At 66.4% G+C, this 16,331-nt stretch carries 11 protein-coding genes; 10 read left to right on the top strand and 1 reads right to left on the bottom strand.

Going from position 1 to position 16,331, the window contains the following annotated elements; all coding sequences use genetic code 11:
* Window positions 1-69: 69 nt before the first annotated feature.
* From ACFWF1_RS35645 to ACFWF1_RS35605, 9 genes are all read left to right on the top strand, one after another.
* Window positions 70-921, top strand: a complete 852-nt coding sequence (locus ACFWF1_RS35645; RefSeq protein WP_379283717.1) for a helix-turn-helix domain-containing protein — start codon at window positions 70-72, stop codon at window positions 919-921.
* A 257-nt stretch (window positions 922-1,178) separates the two neighbouring features.
* On the top strand, window positions 1,179-2,324 hold the full coding sequence (locus ACFWF1_RS35640; protein ID WP_379283718.1) for an MFS transporter: 1,146 nt from the start codon (window positions 1,179-1,181) through the stop codon (window positions 2,322-2,324).
* A 40-nt stretch (window positions 2,325-2,364) separates the two neighbouring features.
* Complete coding sequence (locus ACFWF1_RS35635) at window positions 2,365-3,600, top strand: aminotransferase class I/II-fold pyridoxal phosphate-dependent enzyme (RefSeq protein WP_379283719.1); 1,236 nt, start codon at window positions 2,365-2,367, stop codon at window positions 3,598-3,600.
* Complete coding sequence (locus ACFWF1_RS35630; protein WP_379283720.1) at window positions 3,597-5,162, top strand: carboxyl transferase domain-containing protein; 1,566 nt, start codon at window positions 3,597-3,599, stop codon at window positions 5,160-5,162. Before ACFWF1_RS35635 ends, ACFWF1_RS35630 begins: the two co-directional genes overlap by 4 nt.
* A complete protein-coding gene (locus tag ACFWF1_RS35625; RefSeq protein WP_379283721.1) occupies window positions 5,159-7,099 on the top strand; it encodes a biotin carboxylase N-terminal domain-containing protein in 1,941 nt (646 codons plus the stop codon). The genes ACFWF1_RS35630 and ACFWF1_RS35625 overlap by 4 nt, the downstream gene beginning before the upstream one ends.
* A complete protein-coding gene (locus ACFWF1_RS35620) occupies window positions 7,099-8,733 on the top strand; it encodes an ABC transporter substrate-binding protein (protein WP_379283722.1) in 1,635 nt (544 codons plus the stop codon). The genes ACFWF1_RS35625 and ACFWF1_RS35620 overlap by 1 nt, the downstream gene beginning before the upstream one ends.
* Before the next feature lie 21 nt (window positions 8,734-8,754).
* The gene (locus ACFWF1_RS35615) at window positions 8,755-9,762 is read left to right on the top strand and encodes an ABC transporter permease (RefSeq protein ID WP_379283723.1); all 1,008 of its coding nucleotides are present in this window, start codon (window positions 8,755-8,757) and stop codon (window positions 9,760-9,762) included.
* Complete coding sequence (locus ACFWF1_RS35610; protein WP_379283725.1) at window positions 9,759-10,625, top strand: ABC transporter permease; 867 nt, start codon at window positions 9,759-9,761, stop codon at window positions 10,623-10,625. The genes ACFWF1_RS35615 and ACFWF1_RS35610 overlap by 4 nt, the downstream gene beginning before the upstream one ends.
* Entirely contained in the window at window positions 10,622-12,286 is a 1,665-nt protein-coding gene (locus ACFWF1_RS35605; protein WP_379283727.1) for a dipeptide ABC transporter ATP-binding protein, read from the top strand. Before ACFWF1_RS35610 ends, ACFWF1_RS35605 begins: the two co-directional genes overlap by 4 nt.
* A gap of 68 nt (window positions 12,287-12,354) precedes the next feature.
* Here ACFWF1_RS35605 and ACFWF1_RS35600 read toward each other — a convergent pair whose 3' ends face one another.
* Complete coding sequence (locus tag ACFWF1_RS35600) at window positions 12,355-12,849, bottom strand: histidine kinase (RefSeq protein ID WP_379283729.1); 495 nt, start codon at window positions 12,847-12,849, stop codon at window positions 12,355-12,357.
* Between the two features lie 272 nt (window positions 12,850-13,121).
* On the opposite strand from ACFWF1_RS35600, the gene ACFWF1_RS35595 reads away from it, so the two are divergent.
* Window positions 13,122-14,798, top strand: a complete 1,677-nt coding sequence (locus tag ACFWF1_RS35595; protein WP_379283730.1) for a hypothetical protein — start codon at window positions 13,122-13,124, stop codon at window positions 14,796-14,798.
* Window positions 14,799-16,331: the final 1,533 nt, after the last annotated feature.

Raw genomic sequence — 16,331 nt, 5'->3', positions numbered from 1 at the left:
CGGCAGTGCCCGGCAGGTGCCGTCAGACTGTGGGTTGCTCGACCTTCGCATCGACCGGAACGGACCGACATGGCAACTGACAACTCTCGAAGCCTCGGCCCACTCCTGCGCGAGTACCGTGATCGCCTCGCGCCCGCCGAACTCGGCCTGCCGCACCTGCCCGGCAGCCGCCGCACGCCCGGACTGCGGCGTGCGGAACTCGCCGAATTGGCCGGAGTCTCAGAGGATTACATCAAGCGCCTGGAGCAGGGGCGCAGTCACCCATCGGCCTCGGTCGTCAACTCGCTGGCTCGCGCGCTCCGGCTGTCCCAGGCCGAATACGAACAGCTGTCCGCGCTGTCCGGGCACGCGATAGCCGCGCCGGGAGCCGTGCATCGCACCATCGACGCGGCCACGCGGCAACTCCTGGAGCGGCTCGGGGATACGCCGGTCGCCGTCTACGACGCGGGCTGGACCCTGTTGGCGTACAACGCGATCGGTGTTCGCGTCTTCGGCGAGCCCGCCGACGACGCCCACCTGCGAAACATGGCCTGGCGATTCTTCATGGAACCTGCCAATTTCGCCTGGGCGTCCGATGCGCAGGAGAAGCAGTTCAAGACGGCGTTGGTCGCCGATCTGCGCGACGCGGCGAACCGTTATCCACACGATGCGGAGCTGGCGAAACTCGTCGCGGAGTTGCGGGCCTCGCACGGTGGCTTCGACGACCTGTGGTGCACCGGGTCGGCCACGAAATTCGTTGGTACGACCGGGGTTACGCATCATCCCAACGTCGGGCTGATCACCCTCGATGCGAACGCACTCACCGTGCCCGCCGGTGATCTCAAGATGGTTGTCTTCACCGCCAAGCCGGGAACCCGCGACGCCCACCGCCTGACCGCCCTCGGCGAGGACCACACCCGCCTGCTGCACTACCCGCAGTGACGACCAGGGCTGACGTCTTGGCGGAACATGCTGGGCGGCAATGCATTCCGGCAGAATCAAGAGGATTTTAACCCTCGCGTAGTGGGTTACCGGCGGGTAATCATGTCTTGGGTGGATCGATGGGGTCATCGATCCACACTGACATGCCGGGCTCGACTGACCTGCGGCACACATCTATTGGGTGTAGGGGGATTGAAGTGGTTGTGCGGCAGGAATCCGAGAGCGTCGTATCCCCGACGGCAGGAAGCCGATCCGTCGTGTTGACCGCGTGTAGCGCGGTCGCCGCGGCGCAAATGGCGACCACTATCTATCTGCCGAGTATGCCCGCGCTGGGCGCCGATATCGGGGCGAGTGACTCGATGCTGCAGGTGTCGGTGGCGGTCTTCGTGGTGTTCGCCGCGCTGCCGGTGGTCGCCTGGGGCCGGGCGGCGGAACGGTTCGGGCGGGTGCCCGCGTTCGTGGCGGCGGGACTGTGCTTCATCCTCGCCAGCGCGGGCCTCGCGCTGATCACGAACGCGCCGGAACTGCTCGGCCTGCGGATCGTGCAGGCGATCGGTGCGGGCGGCATAGCCGTCGTCGCGCGGATGATGATCAAGGACCTGTTCTCGGGTGCTGAACTCGCACGGCAACTTTCGCTGTTGTCGATGGCGTTCGTCGTCGCGCTCGGCGGCGGCCAGGTGGTCGGCGGCGTGATCACCTCGACGGTCGGGTGGCGCTACGGTTTCGTGGCGCTGGCCGTACTCGCCGCAGTGCCCGTCGCGCTCGCTCTTCGGATCAAACTGCCACGGCCGGAGGCGAAGTCCCCGGCCAAGGGCGCGGTGCGCAGGCTGATCAAAGATCGGGTCTTCGTCGCCAGCGCGGTCGCCGGCGGTATCGGGTTCGCCATTATCGTGATGATCCAGCAGAAGTCGGCGTTCATCTTCGCGGACCGATTCTCGTTGCAGCCGTGGATATTCGGCCTCTTCGGCGTCCTCTACGGTGCGGCGTACCTGGCCGGTGCGACCTACGTGCGGCGCACCGTCCGCCGCGTCGGTGCGCGCACCATGATGCGGCAGGGCGCGTGGATCATGCTGGCCGGCTGCGTGCTCATCACCGTGGTCTGGGTGGTCGAGCCGCACCGCGCGATCGCACTGCCGATCTTCCTGGCCGGCTACGTCGCGACCACCTTCGGGCAGGCGACGTTGTTCCCCAACAGCGCCGCGCACGCGGTCAGCCATCTCGTCTCCGGCGCCGCGATCGCGGTCACCTGGTGCGCGCTGATCCAGCAGGGCCTGGCGGGTATCGCCTCGCTGGCCGGACCATCGCTGACCGGGTTGGTCGCCTGGTCCATTGCTATCACTGCGCTTGCCGGTGCGAACGTACTCGTTGTCGCGGCACCGGAAAAGCCCGCTACTACTTCTTGATTCATCGATCGACGCGCACGCCAACAAAGGAATAAGGGGAATGGTTACTCATCAATTCGCCAATGTCCGTCGGCAGTTGCAATTGAGCAACTCCTTCTGGGACGACAGTGCAGCTCACGGCCTGGTCGATATCGTCGCAGCGGACATGCGCGACGGGCTCGTGCACGACCGGGACGGCCGCACGATCGTCAACTTTTCGTCGTATTCGTATCTCGGCCTGGACAGTGACCCGCGCATAGTCGCGGGCGCCCACCGCGGACTCGACGAAACCGCGACAATCAATTCCTCCATCTCCCGCATGCGAATTCGGCTCGCACTCCTGGAAGTGGCCGAACAGCGCCTGTCACAGACCTTCGGCGCACAGGCGGTCACGGTGTCGTCCTGCGCCGCCGCGGCCTGGGCGACCCTGCCGCTGCTGGCCTCCGGCGAGCTCACCGACGGACACCCGCCGCTGGTCGTCTTCGACAAGAACGCGCACTTCTGTCTGAACGCGATGAAACCGCTGGTCGCGGACGAGACCGAGCTGGTCACGATCGCCCACAACGATATCGCCGCCTTGGAAGAGTTGTGCCGCAGCCACTCTCACGTCGCCTATGTCGCCGACGGCGTCTACAGCACGGGCGGCGGCGCACCGCTGGACGAGCTGTTCCGGCTCCAGGACGAGTACGGGCTGTTCCTGTATTTCGATGAGGCACACGGCATCTCGACCCTGGGCTCGCGGGGGCGCGGATACGTCCTCGGCGCCTACGCAGGCTGGCGGGACCGCACGCTCGTGATCGCCTCGCTCAACAAGGGTTTCGGCGCCAGCGGAGGGGTCATCTTCTTCGGCGGGCTCGGCGACGACGCCCTGAAGAACACGCTGCTGCGCACCAGCGGGCCGCTGATGTGGTCCCAGCGAGTCAACACGGCCGGACTCGGCGCCATCGTCGCGGCCTGCGATCTCCATGACGACGGCACGGTCGACGAACGTCAGGTCGCGCTGCAGGAACGCATTCGGCTCTTCGACTCGCTGGTCGACACCGACCTGGCCGGTGACGGCCTGCCCATCCGTTTCGTCAGTATCGGCGAGGAGGACGGCACCATCGCCGTGGCACGGGACATGCTCGGCGCGGGCTTCTACACCTCGCCCATCTTCTTCCCGATCATTCGCCGCGGCAGCGCGGGCCTGCGCCTCATGCTGCGCGCCGACCTCGAGCCCGACACGATTCGCCGATTCGCCGACACCCTGAACGCGAGTCTCGCCGCACACCAGGATCGAGCGGAGCTACCGGCATGACCGTCACCGTTGAACACAACATCGGATTCGAAGCACAACGCAAACTCCTCCGTGACCACAACGCAGGCATAGTCGCGCCGCGCCGCCGGACGGGCGACGCCAAACTGCCGGTCCGGGAACGGGTGAACCGGATCCTCGACCCGGGCACCCCATTCCTGGAGATCGGCCGCCTCGCGGCGCACGACGTGTACGACACCGACCTGCCCGCCGCCGCGCTCGTCGTCGGGATCGGCAGCATCCACGGCCGTCCCTGCATGGTGTTCGCCAATGACCCGCACGTCAAAGGCGGCACCTACTACCCGCTCACCATCAAGAAGCAGCTGCGTGGGCAGAAATTGGCCCGCGAATACCGCCTGCCCTGCGTCTACCTCGCCGACTCCGGTGGCATCTATCTGCCGTTGCAGGAGGAGATCTTCCCGGACGAGGAGCACCTGGGAAAGATGTTCCGCAACATCGCGGAGATGTCCGCGCTCGGGCTGCCGCAGATTTCCGCCGTGCTCGGAATCTGCACTGCGGGAGGCGCTTACATCCCCGCGATGAGCGATGAGACCGTCATGGTGAAAGACCTCAGCACGGTGTTCCTCGGCGGCCCGCAACTGGTGGAAGCCGCCACCGGCATCAAGGTCGACGCACAAACACTCGGCGGCGCGGACCTGCACGTGCGAGAGACCGCTGTTGCGGACCATCTGGCCATGAACGAGGTGGAGGCGCTGGCGATGGTGCGGGATATCGTCGCCCGCACACCGGGCGACAAGGTGCGCCCACCGGCCTTCGCGGCGCTCGAGCCCGCCGACGATCCGGCGCGGCTGCCGGAGCTGATTCCGGCGACCACGAAGAAGGAGATGAACGTTCGCGCGATCCTGCGCTGCGTCGTCGACGCCACCTCGTGGGTGGAGTACCGCAAGGACTACGGCATCACCATGGTGTGCGCGACGGCGCGGATCGCCGGATACGAGGTGGGGATCGTCGCGAATCAGGGCGTGATCTTCCCTGACAGCGCGCTCAAGGCGACGAACTTCATTCAGATCTGCAATCAACGCCGCATCCCATTGCTGTTCGTGCACAACGTGAGTGGCTTCATGGTCGGCGAGCAATACGAGCGTGCGGGTATCGCGAAGCACGGCGCGAAAATGGTCAACGCCGTCTCGTGCGCGACGGTGCCGAAGATTTCGCTGGTGATCGGCGGCAGCTTCGGCGCGGCCAACTTCGCGATGTCGGGACGCTCGATGGGCGGCCAGTTCATGGCCATGTGGCCGAACGCGCGCTCCACCGGCGTCGGCGGCGAGCAGGCGGCAGCGGTGATGGCAATTCTCAAGCGCGACAAGCTCCGCCGTGAGGGGAAGGAGCTCGGCGCGGACGAGGAGGCGGCGATCAAACAGCCGATCATCGACAGTTTCGAACGTCAGTCGCACCCGGCGTATATCGCCGCCCGGATGTGGATCGACGCGGTCGTGGAACCGGAGGACACCCGCACCTGGCTCGCCCAGTGCCTGTCGCTGGCACATGAACGCTGGGATCGACCCCAGCCGGACGCAGGCACGTTCGGGGTGTTCCGGCTGTGATCGCAACCCTGCTCATCGCGAATCGGGGTGAGGTCGCGGCGCGGATCGCGCGGACCTGCCGCCGCCTCGGCATCGACTACGTCACCGTGAGTGTCGACGAGGATCGCGAGCTGACCTATCACGACGGTGCGGTGGCAACCGTGCGACTGCCCGCCACCGGCGGCCACCTCGATGCCGCCGCCTTGGTGCACGCGGCCGTCGAAACCGGCTGTGACGCAGTACATCCCGGCTACGGCTTCCTCTCCGAGAACGCCGATTTCGCCCGCGCGGTCCGGTCCGCCGGATTGGTCTTCGTCGGCCCGAGTTCCCGGGTGATCGAGACCATGGCCGACAAGGCCTCCGCGCTCACGGTCATGGCGGAGGCGGGTGTCCCGGTGCTGCCCGGCACCCGGCAGGCGAGCGGCGACCTGGATGCCCTGGCCCGCGCGGCCGAGGACATCGGCTACCCGCTCATCGTCAAACCGGCGGGTGGCGGCGGTGGCAAGGGTATGTCGGTGGTGCGCTCTCGCACTGACTTGCGCGAGTCGCTGGCCTCCGCCACCCGGACCGCGACAGCGGCTTTCGCCGATGGTCGCCTGCATCTGGAACGATACGTCGAGCACGCGCGGCACATCGAAGTACAGGTCTTCGGCGACGAATTCGGCAGTGTCGTACACCTTTTCGATCGGGACTGCTCATTGCAGCGACGACACCAGAAGGTGATCGAAGAAGCGCCCGCCCCGCGGATCCCGGACGCCATCCGCGACCGGATCTTCGATGCCGCGGTGCGCGGCGCGCAGGCGCTGAACTACGTCGGCGCAGGCACTTTCGAGTTCCTGCTGGTGGGCGACGAGTTCTTCTTCATCGAGATGAACACGCGGCTACAGGTCGAACACACGGTGACCGAGGAGATCACCGGTATCGATCTGGTGGACTGGCAGCTGCGGGTCGCTTCGGGTGAGCCGCTGCCGGCGACGCAAGAGCAGATCACCTATACCGGTGCCTCCGTTCAGGTTCGGATGTACGCCGAGGATCCGTTCCGGGCCTTCCTGCCCTGTCCCGGTGCGCTCGAAGTGACGCAGTGGCCGAACGTTCGCATCGAGCGCGCATTCGATCGCCACCTGAATGTCACCGGCGGATTCGACCCGATGATCGCCAAACTCGTTGCCACCGGCGCTACCCGCGACGAGGCGCTCGCCGCCGCACGGCAGGCTTGCACGGAGCTGCGCTGGACCGGTATCTCCACGAACCTCGGATTCGTCGGCCACGTACTCGGTTCGCCGATCCTGGCGGCCGTCGAGCACGACACCGCCTACCTGGATCGAATCGATCCGACCGCAGCGTTCGCGGATCCAGACCTGCTGGGCGCCTTCGCAGTTGCCACCACACTGACCGCACCCGATCGTGCGACACCGTGGTCGGTCGGCGCACCGGTCGGCGACCGCGAGTTGCTCGATCCCGCCGATCATGACCTCGGCAGCATCGATCTGACGGTCGACGGGCGGCCGTTCACCGTCCGCGTCAACGGCTACGACGGCGATGCGGTGCGGGTTCGCGCGGACACCGCCGACGCGGGTGTCGTGTGTGTTCGAACCAGCGGCGACACGGTTTCGGTCGGCTCGACACCGTCTGTGGTCCGACGCGTCGGAGAGGCGTGGGCCGTCCAGGTCGCGGGAGTGTCGAGGGAAGTCCGGTACGCGGAATACCGCTCGTTCGGCAGTACCGCGACCGACCCCGAGATCCGTTCGCCCATGCCGGGCACCGTCGTTCGGCTCCATGTCGAATCCGGCGCGCAGGTCGAGAAAGGCCAGCTGCTCGGCGTGGTCGAGGCCATGAAGATGGAGCACGAGCTGACCGCGACCCATCCCGGAATTGTGACCGTGACCGCCACCGAAGGCACGGTCGTCACCACCGATCAACCACTATTTCTCATCGAAGATAGGAGCGCCGCACTGTGATGCGGACTCGGCGAATAGCAACAGCTCTCCTGGTGGCCACGGCGCTGCTGGCGACCGCATGCGGTGGATCGGACACCACCGCGGGCACCTCGGCGCAACCGAAGAGCGGAGGCTCGCTCACCTGGGGTGTGGAGACGGAGCCGACCACGCTCAATCCCCACCTCAACGGCCAGAGCAACACCAGAATGATGTTGCGCAACACCTACGAGACGCTGCTGGCGCGTACCAAGGACGGCGCCTACGTCCCCTGGCTGGCCACCGGCCACGAGGTGTCGCCCGACGGGCTGACCTACACCTTCACCCTGCGCGACGGCGTGAAGTTCACCGACGGCAATCCGCTGACCGCGGCCGCGGTGGTCCGCAACTTCACCACCATGCAGGACGTCGCCTACTCCGGCGGCTTCTCCTCCGGGCCGCTGTCCAACCTCGGCGGGGTGAGCGCGCGCGACGAGCGAACGGTGGTCTTCACCCTGAAGAACCCGTACGCGCCGTTCCTCGACTTCGCCGCGGGCTTCGACATCATCTCGCCGGCCGCGTTCGACAAGCCCCAGCTCAAAGCCGGTGGACCCGAGATCGCGGGCACCGGTCCGTTCATCCTCGATCGCTACGTCAAGGGTCAGGAACTGCACTTCAAGAAGAACCCGGACTACAACTGGGCGCCGCAGAACGCCGCCCATCAGGGCCCGGCCTACCTCGACGAGGTGACCTACCGGTTCCTGCCCGAGTCGTCGGTGCGCACCGGTGCCCTGACCTCCGGCCAGGTCGACCTCATCGAGGGGGTGTCCGGGAACGACGCGTCGCTGTTCGAGGGCGATTCCGGCTACACCTACCAGCGCTCGCTGAACAACGGCAGCCCGTACACGCTGTACTGGAATGCCACCTTCGGTCCGGCCACCGACGAGAAAGTCCGTAAGGCGCTGAACGATTCGGTCGACGTCGACGCGGTGCTGAAGTCGATCTATCGCGGCCAGCGCACCCGCGGCTGGGGCATCGCCTCCAGCGTCGACGCGCTGTTCTACGACAAGAGCATCGAAGGCGCCTACGGTCCGAACAAGGACGCCGCCAACCGCCTGCTCGACGAAGCAGGCTGGACGGCAAAGGATTCCGACGGATTCCGGACCAAGAATGGTCAGCGGCTGACCATCGATCTGGTCCAGGCGCAGTCCACCGTCCGCGATCAGCGCGAGGTGCTGTTGCAGGCGGTCCAGGCGCAGGCCAAGCAGAATGCGGGCATCGATCTGAAGCTCTCCTACGTCGATCTCGGCACCTATGCCGAACTCCGCAAGAACAACACCTTCGGTTCGATCGCCAACTCCGACACCATCACCGGCGGCATCGATATCGAAAACCATTGGTACCCGTCTACTTCGAAGGGCACTCTCAACTACAGCCGGGCCGGCGATCCCGAACTGTCCGGCTGGCTGCAGGCCGCCGCCGCTACGACCGACAACGCCGAGCGCGCCAAGCAGTACGCGCAGTTGCAGCGATTCGCGTTGGTGGACAAGGCGTACGGGCTGCCGCTCTACATTCCGGAGAATCAGATCGCGGCCGCCGCGCACGTGCACGGCGCGGGTTTCCGCCCCTACAAGCAACTTCCGGAGAACTCCTACGACGTCTGGGTCGATCGTGGCTGACGCGGTGCGGGTGTGGTGTCCATGACGCTCGAAATCACCGCACCGCCGACGGTGGAGCTCGCGGCCGACACCGCACCCGATGCGCGCTGGTGGATTGCGAAACGGGTGCTGCTGCGGTTGATCTCGGGTATCGGCGTGCTGTGGGGCGCGGCCACACTGTCGTTCATCGGCGTGCGGCTGGCGCCGGGCGACACGGTCGACGTGTTGCTCGGCGAACAGCCACGCACGCCGGAAATCGAGGCGGCCATTCGCGCCGAGTGGGGGCTCGACAGCCCCGCGATCGTGCAATACGCCAGATACCTGTGGCACGTGGCGCACGGGGACTTCGGGCGCTCCTACGTCCTGCAACGGCCGGTGTCGGAGGTGATCGGCTCACAGGCTGGGCCAACCCTGGCGCTCACCGGGGCGGCGCTGCTGGTGGCGGTGGTGTTCGCGGTGGCCGTCGCGACCACCACCGCGCGGCGGCGGCGAGCCCGCGCCATCGCGAATGCGGTTGAGCTGGCGTTGATCTCGACGCCCGCGTTCTGGCTCGGCATCGTGCTGCTCTCGGTGTTCAGCTTCCAGTTGAAGATATTTCCGGTGGCGGCGAACAAGGGGCTGCCCGCCCTGGTGCTGCCCGCGGTCGCGCTCGGTCTCTCGCTCGGCGCGGTCGTCTCCCAGGTGCTGCGGGACGGGCTGGAGCGGGCGCTCGACGAGCCGTTCGCGGTGACGGTGCGCTCGTGGTCGGTGAGCGAGACCGAGCTGCGCCTGCGGCACGGGCTGCGCCACGCGGCGCTGCCCGCGGTGACCTTGACCGGCTGGCTGGTCGGCGGGCTGCTGGGCGGGGCGGTGATCATCGAAGAGGTCTTCGGCAGGCCGGGCCTCGGCCGAATCACGGTCGATGCCGTACTGGCACAGGATCTTCCGGTGGTGCTCGCGGTCGCGATCCTGTCGGCGTTCGTCTACGTGGTGATCAGCACGCTGGTCGATCTGCTGTATCTGTGGCTCGACCCGCGGCTGCGCGGGGGCTCCCGAGGAGGACCGCGATGACGACCGCCGGTCTGCCGCGCACGACCGTCGATCGAATTGCCGCGCGGGCAAGGGGTTTCGCTTTTACGCCAGGTGTCGCCGTGGCCGCGTTGACAGTTGGCCTGGTCGCCATCGCGGTGATCGCGCCCGCCGTGCTGGCCGGTGACGATCCGCTGGCAGCTGATCCGCTGGCCGCCCAGCTCGCGCCGAGCGCGCAGCACTGGTTCGGCACCGACCATCTGGGGCGTGATGTCTTCACCCGGGTGGTCCACGGCGCACGCTACTCACTGCTCATCGGCGTCACCGCCGTAGCGATCGCGGTGGTGGTCGGCACAGCGCTCGGCCTGCTGTCCGGGCTGGCCCGCGGGCTGCTCGATGAGCTGATCACCCGCTTCCTCGACGTGGTCTCCGCCTTTCCCGATCTGCTGCTCGCGCTGGTCCTGATCTCGTTCACCGGGCCGGGCACCACGAACCTGATCTTCGCGCTCGGCATCGCCTCCATTCCACGGTTTGCCAGGGTGGTGCGCGCCCAGACACTCGTCGTCCAGGAATCCGGGTACGTCGAACAGGCCCGCACGTTCGGACTCACCCGGGCCACGCTGGTGCGACGGCACGTCCTGCCGCATGCGGTGGCCCAGGTGCCGATCCTGGCCACCATCGGCCTCGGCACCGCGATCCTCGGCGCGGCGGGCCTGAGCTTCCTGGGGATGGGACCGCAACCCCCGGAACCGGAATGGGGCGCGATGCTCGCCGAGGGGCGCAACTATCTGCGCAACGCCTGGTGGATCTCGGTGCTGCCCGGTGTGGCGGTCACTGTCACCGTCATCGCGGTGAGTTCACTTGGGCGGCACTGGCAACGGCACTACGACGGGAGGCCATCATGAGCCTGGTCTCGATCACGAACCTGCGCATCGGGTTTCCGGCGAAGGGCGGCGCGCACGAGGTGGTGCACGGCATCGATCTGCGGATCGAGCCGGGTGAAGTCGTTGCGCTCGTCGGTGAGTCGGGCTCCGGGAAGTCGGTGACCGCACGCGCTCTGCTCGGTCTGTCCGGACCCGGCGCGGCGGTCCGCGCGGACAGTCTGGAGCTCTTCGGGCAGGACGCGCGTGCGTATCGCGAGCGGCAGTGGCGGCGAATCCGCGGCTCCGACATCGGGTTCGTCCTGCAGGACGCGCTCGTGTCCCTCGATCCGCTGTGCACGATCGGCGCGACACTCGCCCAGGTTCAACGTGCGCTGACCGAGCTGCGCGGGTCTGAGCGCACCGCGCGCAGCGTGCGGTTGCTCACCGATGTCGGTGTGCCCGAACCCGAACGGCGCTTACGCCAGTATCCCCATGAACTCTCCGGTGGCCTGCGCCAGCGGGTGCTGATCGCGACGGCGATCGCGGGCGATCCGCGCTTGATCATCGCCGACGAGCCGACCACCGCCCTCGACGTCACTGTGCAGCAACAGATTCTGGAGCTGCTCCGGCAGCGCAAAGCCGCGGGCAACGCGCTCCTGCTGATCAGCCACGATCTCGCGGTGGTCGCGGAGCTGGCCGATCGAGTGCTGGTCATGAAGGACGGCACGGTCGTCGAGCAGGGGAGTACGCACGACGTCCTGACTCGACCGGCGCACAGCTACACGAAACGATTGCTTGCTGCCGTTCCGTCGGCCGCCTCCCGCGGTACGACGCTGTCGATCCCCGACGATCCGTCGGCTGATATCGACGTCCTCGACCGCAGGCCGCTGCCGCCGCGCACAGTGGACGAGAGCCGAATCGTGTTGTCGGTACAGGATCTTCGGAAGACGTACGGCACCGGCCCGGCCGCCCGCACCGTGGTCGACGACGTCGACTTCGATCTGTTCGCCGGTGAGACGCTCGGCATCGTCGGTGAGTCGGGCTCCGGCAAGACGACCACCGCGCGCCTCGCGTTGCGACTCCTCGCGCCGACCTCCGGGCGCATCGTCGTCGACGGCGAACCGTGGAGCGAATATTCCGACAGCGAACTACGCCGCCACCGCGGCACCGCGCAATGGATCGCCCAAGACCCGCTGAGCTCCTTCGACCCGCGCTACACCGTCGAACGCATCATCGGCGAAAGCTTGGACACGGTCGGCATTCGAGGCCGCGCCCGAGCGAACCGCGTCCGAGAAATGCTCGACGCGGTGCAACTCGGCCGGGAGTTCCTCCATCGCCATCCCCGCACCCTCTCCGGTGGACAACGGCAACGCGTCGCCATCGCCCGCGCCATCGCACCCCGGCCGGCTTTGATCGTCGCCGACGAGCCGGTATCCGCCCTCGACGTCTCGGTGCAGGCGCAGATCCTCGACCTACTGGCCGTGCTGCAGGCGCAGTTCGGCACCGCGCTACTGCTCATCTCGCACGACCTCGGGGTGGTGCATCATGCTGCGGATCGCGTGGTCGTCATGAAGGACGGCCGCATCGTCGAATCCGGTGCGGTCGACGCGGTATTCGACGCACCGCGACATGATTACACCCGCCGGTTGGTGGCATCGGTTCCTCGACTGCCGGCGCGGCAGTCCAGCTCCGGTGTCGCCTGAGCCCTGCCGGCGCAGGACGCGAGCAGAGAAGGGTGCCTCGTGCCCGACCAGCACAGACCGGGCAGCGGTCAGCTGGCGCCAGCCGACTCCAGCAGTCCCGGCACCGTCTTGGTGGTGTTGTGGCGGAAGATGTTGACCGCGCCCACCACCTCGTCGGACTCGTCGCGGATCGGGAAGACGTTGACCAGCGCGAGCAGCCGGAAACCATCGGGCTGTTCGCAGATGACGTCGGCGTCGCGGACGGTGCCGCCGTTGTTGATGACCACCGACGGCGGGGCGGCCTCGTGCGGCATGACCTCGCCGGACGGGTAACGCAGCCGGAACGCGCCGCAGTACTTCTCGCTCGTGCCCAGTTCGGGACTGCGGCCCCAGGCGCCGATGGCGGTCTTGTTGCAGGCGATCAGCGTGCCGTCCTTCTCCAGCACGTAGATGCCGACCTCGATATCGTCCATGGCGGCCTGGTCGCCGAGCAGGCCACCGGGCACCAGGTGCCCGTCCTCGAGCTTGCCGTGAAACGTGAGATTGTCCAGTTCACCAGCGGTGATTTTTTCGCTGATACTCATGTCGTTTCCCCTGACTCGGAATTAGCGTGTCGTAGCTGCTTTCGACAAAGAAATTCGAGTGCGTTGCTCAGCCGAGTAGCGGTGTTTTCCGCACTCCATGCACCGCACGTAGTGTACCGAAATTATCGGCCGGACAGTCTGTTTCATACCGAGGAACCATGACTGAAACGGTGCGGCAACAACTCTCGAGTTCTCCGAGAGGGTGGGCGACGAAGTGGTGTCGTGCGGCTGCCCCGTGGTTGCATGGGGAGCGCAGGACAAGGCGGAGGAACATGGGATACGACTGCACATTGCACCTGGTGGACGAGGACGCGATCCGGGAGCAGTTCGTGCCGAGGCTGCTCGGACGTACTACCGAGCCGACCGCGTTGGATCGAGTGCATCCGGGCGCTGCGGACCTGTGGCGGCAGGTGCGGGAGCTGCTGCTCAGTGAAGACGGGCGGGCCGCGGCGGAGGCTGTGTCCGTTGCGGCGGTCATGTTCAGCGCCTCGATGCTGCCGTACCGGTACGAGCGAGGACTGGCGCTGAGCCTCGCGTTCGAAGCGGGGCGGGTGTTCCCGGACGCGGTGTTCGCACCGAAGGCCGCGTACCGGCCGGACGGGCTGTTCGCCGAAATCGTTGCGGCGCATCCACAATTGAGTGGGCGGTTCCCGTCGGGATGGTTCAGCGGGAATTATTCTACGGGCCTGTATGTGCCCGCCGAGCATGTCGCGGAAGTGCTGGCTTGGGTCGAAGAACAGCTCGTGCCATTGCCGAAAGGCGAGCAGCGGACCTACCGAGGCATCGTGGCGACCCTGCGGGCGGCGGTCGACCGCAAGCTAGGGTATTGGGAGGCGACCGATCTCGCGGTACCCGCGGCAGGTGAGTTCCCAGGCGATCCGGAACTGATGTGGGCGCAGTACCTCGGCAACGACGGAACCCCCTCCGCCGCAGTCGAGACCGCGCCGCCGTCGCCGATCGCCAGCGTGCTCGACGACATCGTCGACGGATTCCTGTTGTCGCACAGCGCCGGTAAGACACCGCGGGTGGAATTGTGGGATCTCGACACCTGGCCACCACGTCTATCGTTGCAGCGCAACGAATTCTGGGTAGCGGCGGCACGATCGCCCACCGGCGAATGGCTCGCGCAGTCCACCGCCGACACCAGGGCCCGCCCACGCGTATTCGGGCCGATCCTGGTGGCCGACGCAACGGATGCGCCACGAGCACTGCCCGCTAAAGGACCGGGCGACGCCGACCTCTACGCGCACGAGTGCTATTTCCTCGGCACGCGCCCCGTGGTGTTGCTCGATGTGAAGACCCACCTGCTGAGATACGGCGGCCTGAATATCGGTGACCCACTGCCCGGCCCCCTGTGGCTCACGGAATCCGGTGCGTGGGAACGGATTCCAGGCATCCCCGACGCGGCCGTGGTCCACAGCGTGCTCGGCGACGCCGCGCGCCCGATGACCGGGACGGCACGGCTCGCTGACGGCAGCACCGTATTGATCTGGGACGGAAACGGTTACGAACTCGACCCGGCAGGCACCGCCTGCGTCCGCACCTTCGAGATGGACGCACACCGCTCCTTCGTCGACTTCACCTCGGTACCCACAGGACCCGACGGATTCTTCTACCTATCCGATCGCGCCCTGTACGAGATCCATCGCGGTGGTACACCCGTCCGGCATATCGAAGCATGGACAAACGTGATGGCAGTACGTCCAGGACCGAACGGCAGCCTCCTACTGAAGTTCGGCGGCAACGACGAAGGCGATATCGGCGTCCTCTACTTTCCACAGAACGGCACGTACATCCCGCTGCCGCCAGAAATGTTCGACAACCGATCCAGCTACTCAGCCCTCTATTGGAGCCAGTCGGCCGATCGAATCGTAGTGGCAGGCGGCGGTTTCGTCGCCGCGCCGGTGAAAGTGGTTCTGGCACAGCCAAGATCGGCGGTGCCCAAGTAGCTACGGGAATAGCCAATGAATAGGAACCCGATCTGAAAGCCAGCACCTCTCCACCATCAGATATCTACCCGAAAACAACTGGTACACAGCGCCCCGCACCGAAGCCACCGACCGCAACGCCACCGACCGCAACGCCACCGACCGCAACGCCACCGACCGCAACGCCACCGACCGCAACGCCACCGACCGCAACGCCACCGACCCCTTCGGTGCCCCTGCCCACACATCACGAGCATCGAGCAGAGTCATATGGACGCTAAACGATCTTCACCAACAACCATTCGACTCTGTCCGATCGTGAAAACTCCCTCAACGCCACCACAGCCAGATGACCACCTCAGCAACGCGACATCGCGCACTCGACACGCCCCTAAAGTCGGGTACGGCACACGACGCGCCCACACTACTTCAGGGAAAACCTGGGTAGGTCTTCAGCTTTCATGAACAGGTCACCTCGGGAAGTCCTTAGGTGCACTTGCTCGGATAGGTATACCCGTCCAAGGGAAATGACCGAGTAGTGCTGGGCACGTCAGGTGGGGTACCCGGCTTTAGTTATCGGTCAGGTGCGCGATGTCGCGTTCCCGAGGTGGTCATCTGGCTGTGGTTGCGTTGAGAGAGCCTGATACCCAGCGAATCCCGGCTTCCCGAGGTGGTGAAACCACTACCGCGCCCCCACTGTGTCAGCCCCGCCCCCAGTACACCGGGTGTGGGGCTGACACAGCGGGTGTACGCATGGGTTCCCGCGTCTCGATCGGGGCGCAGTTGCGCCCCTTTTGGCCTCGATGCGATGAAACCCGGTGGCGGGGAAGGGTGCACAGAGCGCGCACACCCCTCACAGAGTGTCTAACTGTTGTGCAGGGTAGGCACGCTCTGTGGGTTCGATACGTGTGACCGCAGTGGCGTCGATCAGCGCTACCTGTGGCGGGGTTCGAGGCCGGATCGTTCGGGATCTGCACTGTCTCTCGGGATCTGCACTCGGAATAGGGCCCTAGAGTCGGTGCCGATCCCGAAAGAGAGTGCAGATCTGGGGAGGGGGCGTGATTGAGTTCTGGCGTGGTGGCCTGGCCGTGGTCGTGGCCCAACAGCTCCGGTGTGTGCTGAAACCTGTTGGCGGGGAAGGGGTTCGCAGAGCGTGCATACCCTTCGCAGGGTGTCTAGCTGTTGTGCAGGGTATGCACGGTCTGTGGGTTCGGCAGGTGTGACCGGAGTGGCGTCGATCAGCGCCCGCTGTGGCGGGGTGCGAGGCCGGATCGTTCGGGATCTGCACTGTCTCTTGGGATCGGCACTCGGAATAGGGCCCTAGAGTCGGTGCCGATCCCGAGAGAGAGTGCAGATCTGGGGAGGGGGCGCGATGGAGTTCTGGCGTGGTGGCCTGGCCGTGGTCGCGGCTCAACAGCTCCGGTGTGTGCTGAAACCTGTTGGCGGGGACGGGGTGCACAGTGAACCGCCCCGACTTTCTGGCCGCTTCCTTCTTTGTGGAGGATGTGGGCTATGCCCAAGCGTTATCCGATCGAGCAGCGTGAGCGTGCGGTG

Source organism: Nocardia sp. NPDC060255, assembly GCF_042727395.1.
Taxonomy (GTDB): Bacteria; Actinomycetota; Actinomycetes; order Mycobacteriales; family Mycobacteriaceae; genus Nocardia.
The sequence above is the reverse complement of the archived record's forward strand: the minus strand, read 5'-3'. Positions and strand labels throughout refer to the sequence as shown.

Coding starts and splice junctions, on each gene's coding strand:
- ACFWF1_RS35645 (WP_379283717.1), top strand. CDS start 70: ATGGCAACTGACAACTCTCGAAGCCTCGGCCCACTCCTGCGCGAGTAC.
- ACFWF1_RS35635 (WP_379283719.1), top strand. CDS start 2,365: ATGGTTACTCATCAATTCGCCAATGTCCGTCGGCAGTTGCAATTGAGC.
- ACFWF1_RS35630 (WP_379283720.1), top strand. CDS start 3,597: ATGACCGTCACCGTTGAACACAACATCGGATTCGAAGCACAACGCAAA.
- ACFWF1_RS35620 (WP_379283722.1), top strand. CDS start 7,099: ATGCGGACTCGGCGAATAGCAACAGCTCTCCTGGTGGCCACGGCGCTG.
- ACFWF1_RS35615 (WP_379283723.1), top strand. CDS start 8,755: ATGACGCTCGAAATCACCGCACCGCCGACGGTGGAGCTCGCGGCCGAC.
- ACFWF1_RS35610 (WP_379283725.1), top strand. CDS start 9,759: ATGACGACCGCCGGTCTGCCGCGCACGACCGTCGATCGAATTGCCGCG.
- ACFWF1_RS35605 (WP_379283727.1), top strand. CDS start 10,622: ATGAGCCTGGTCTCGATCACGAACCTGCGCATCGGGTTTCCGGCGAAG.
- ACFWF1_RS35600 (WP_379283729.1), bottom strand. CDS start 12,849: ATGAGTATCAGCGAAAAAATCACCGCTGGTGAACTGGACAATCTCACG.
- ACFWF1_RS35595 (WP_379283730.1), top strand. CDS start 13,122: ATGGGATACGACTGCACATTGCACCTGGTGGACGAGGACGCGATCCGG.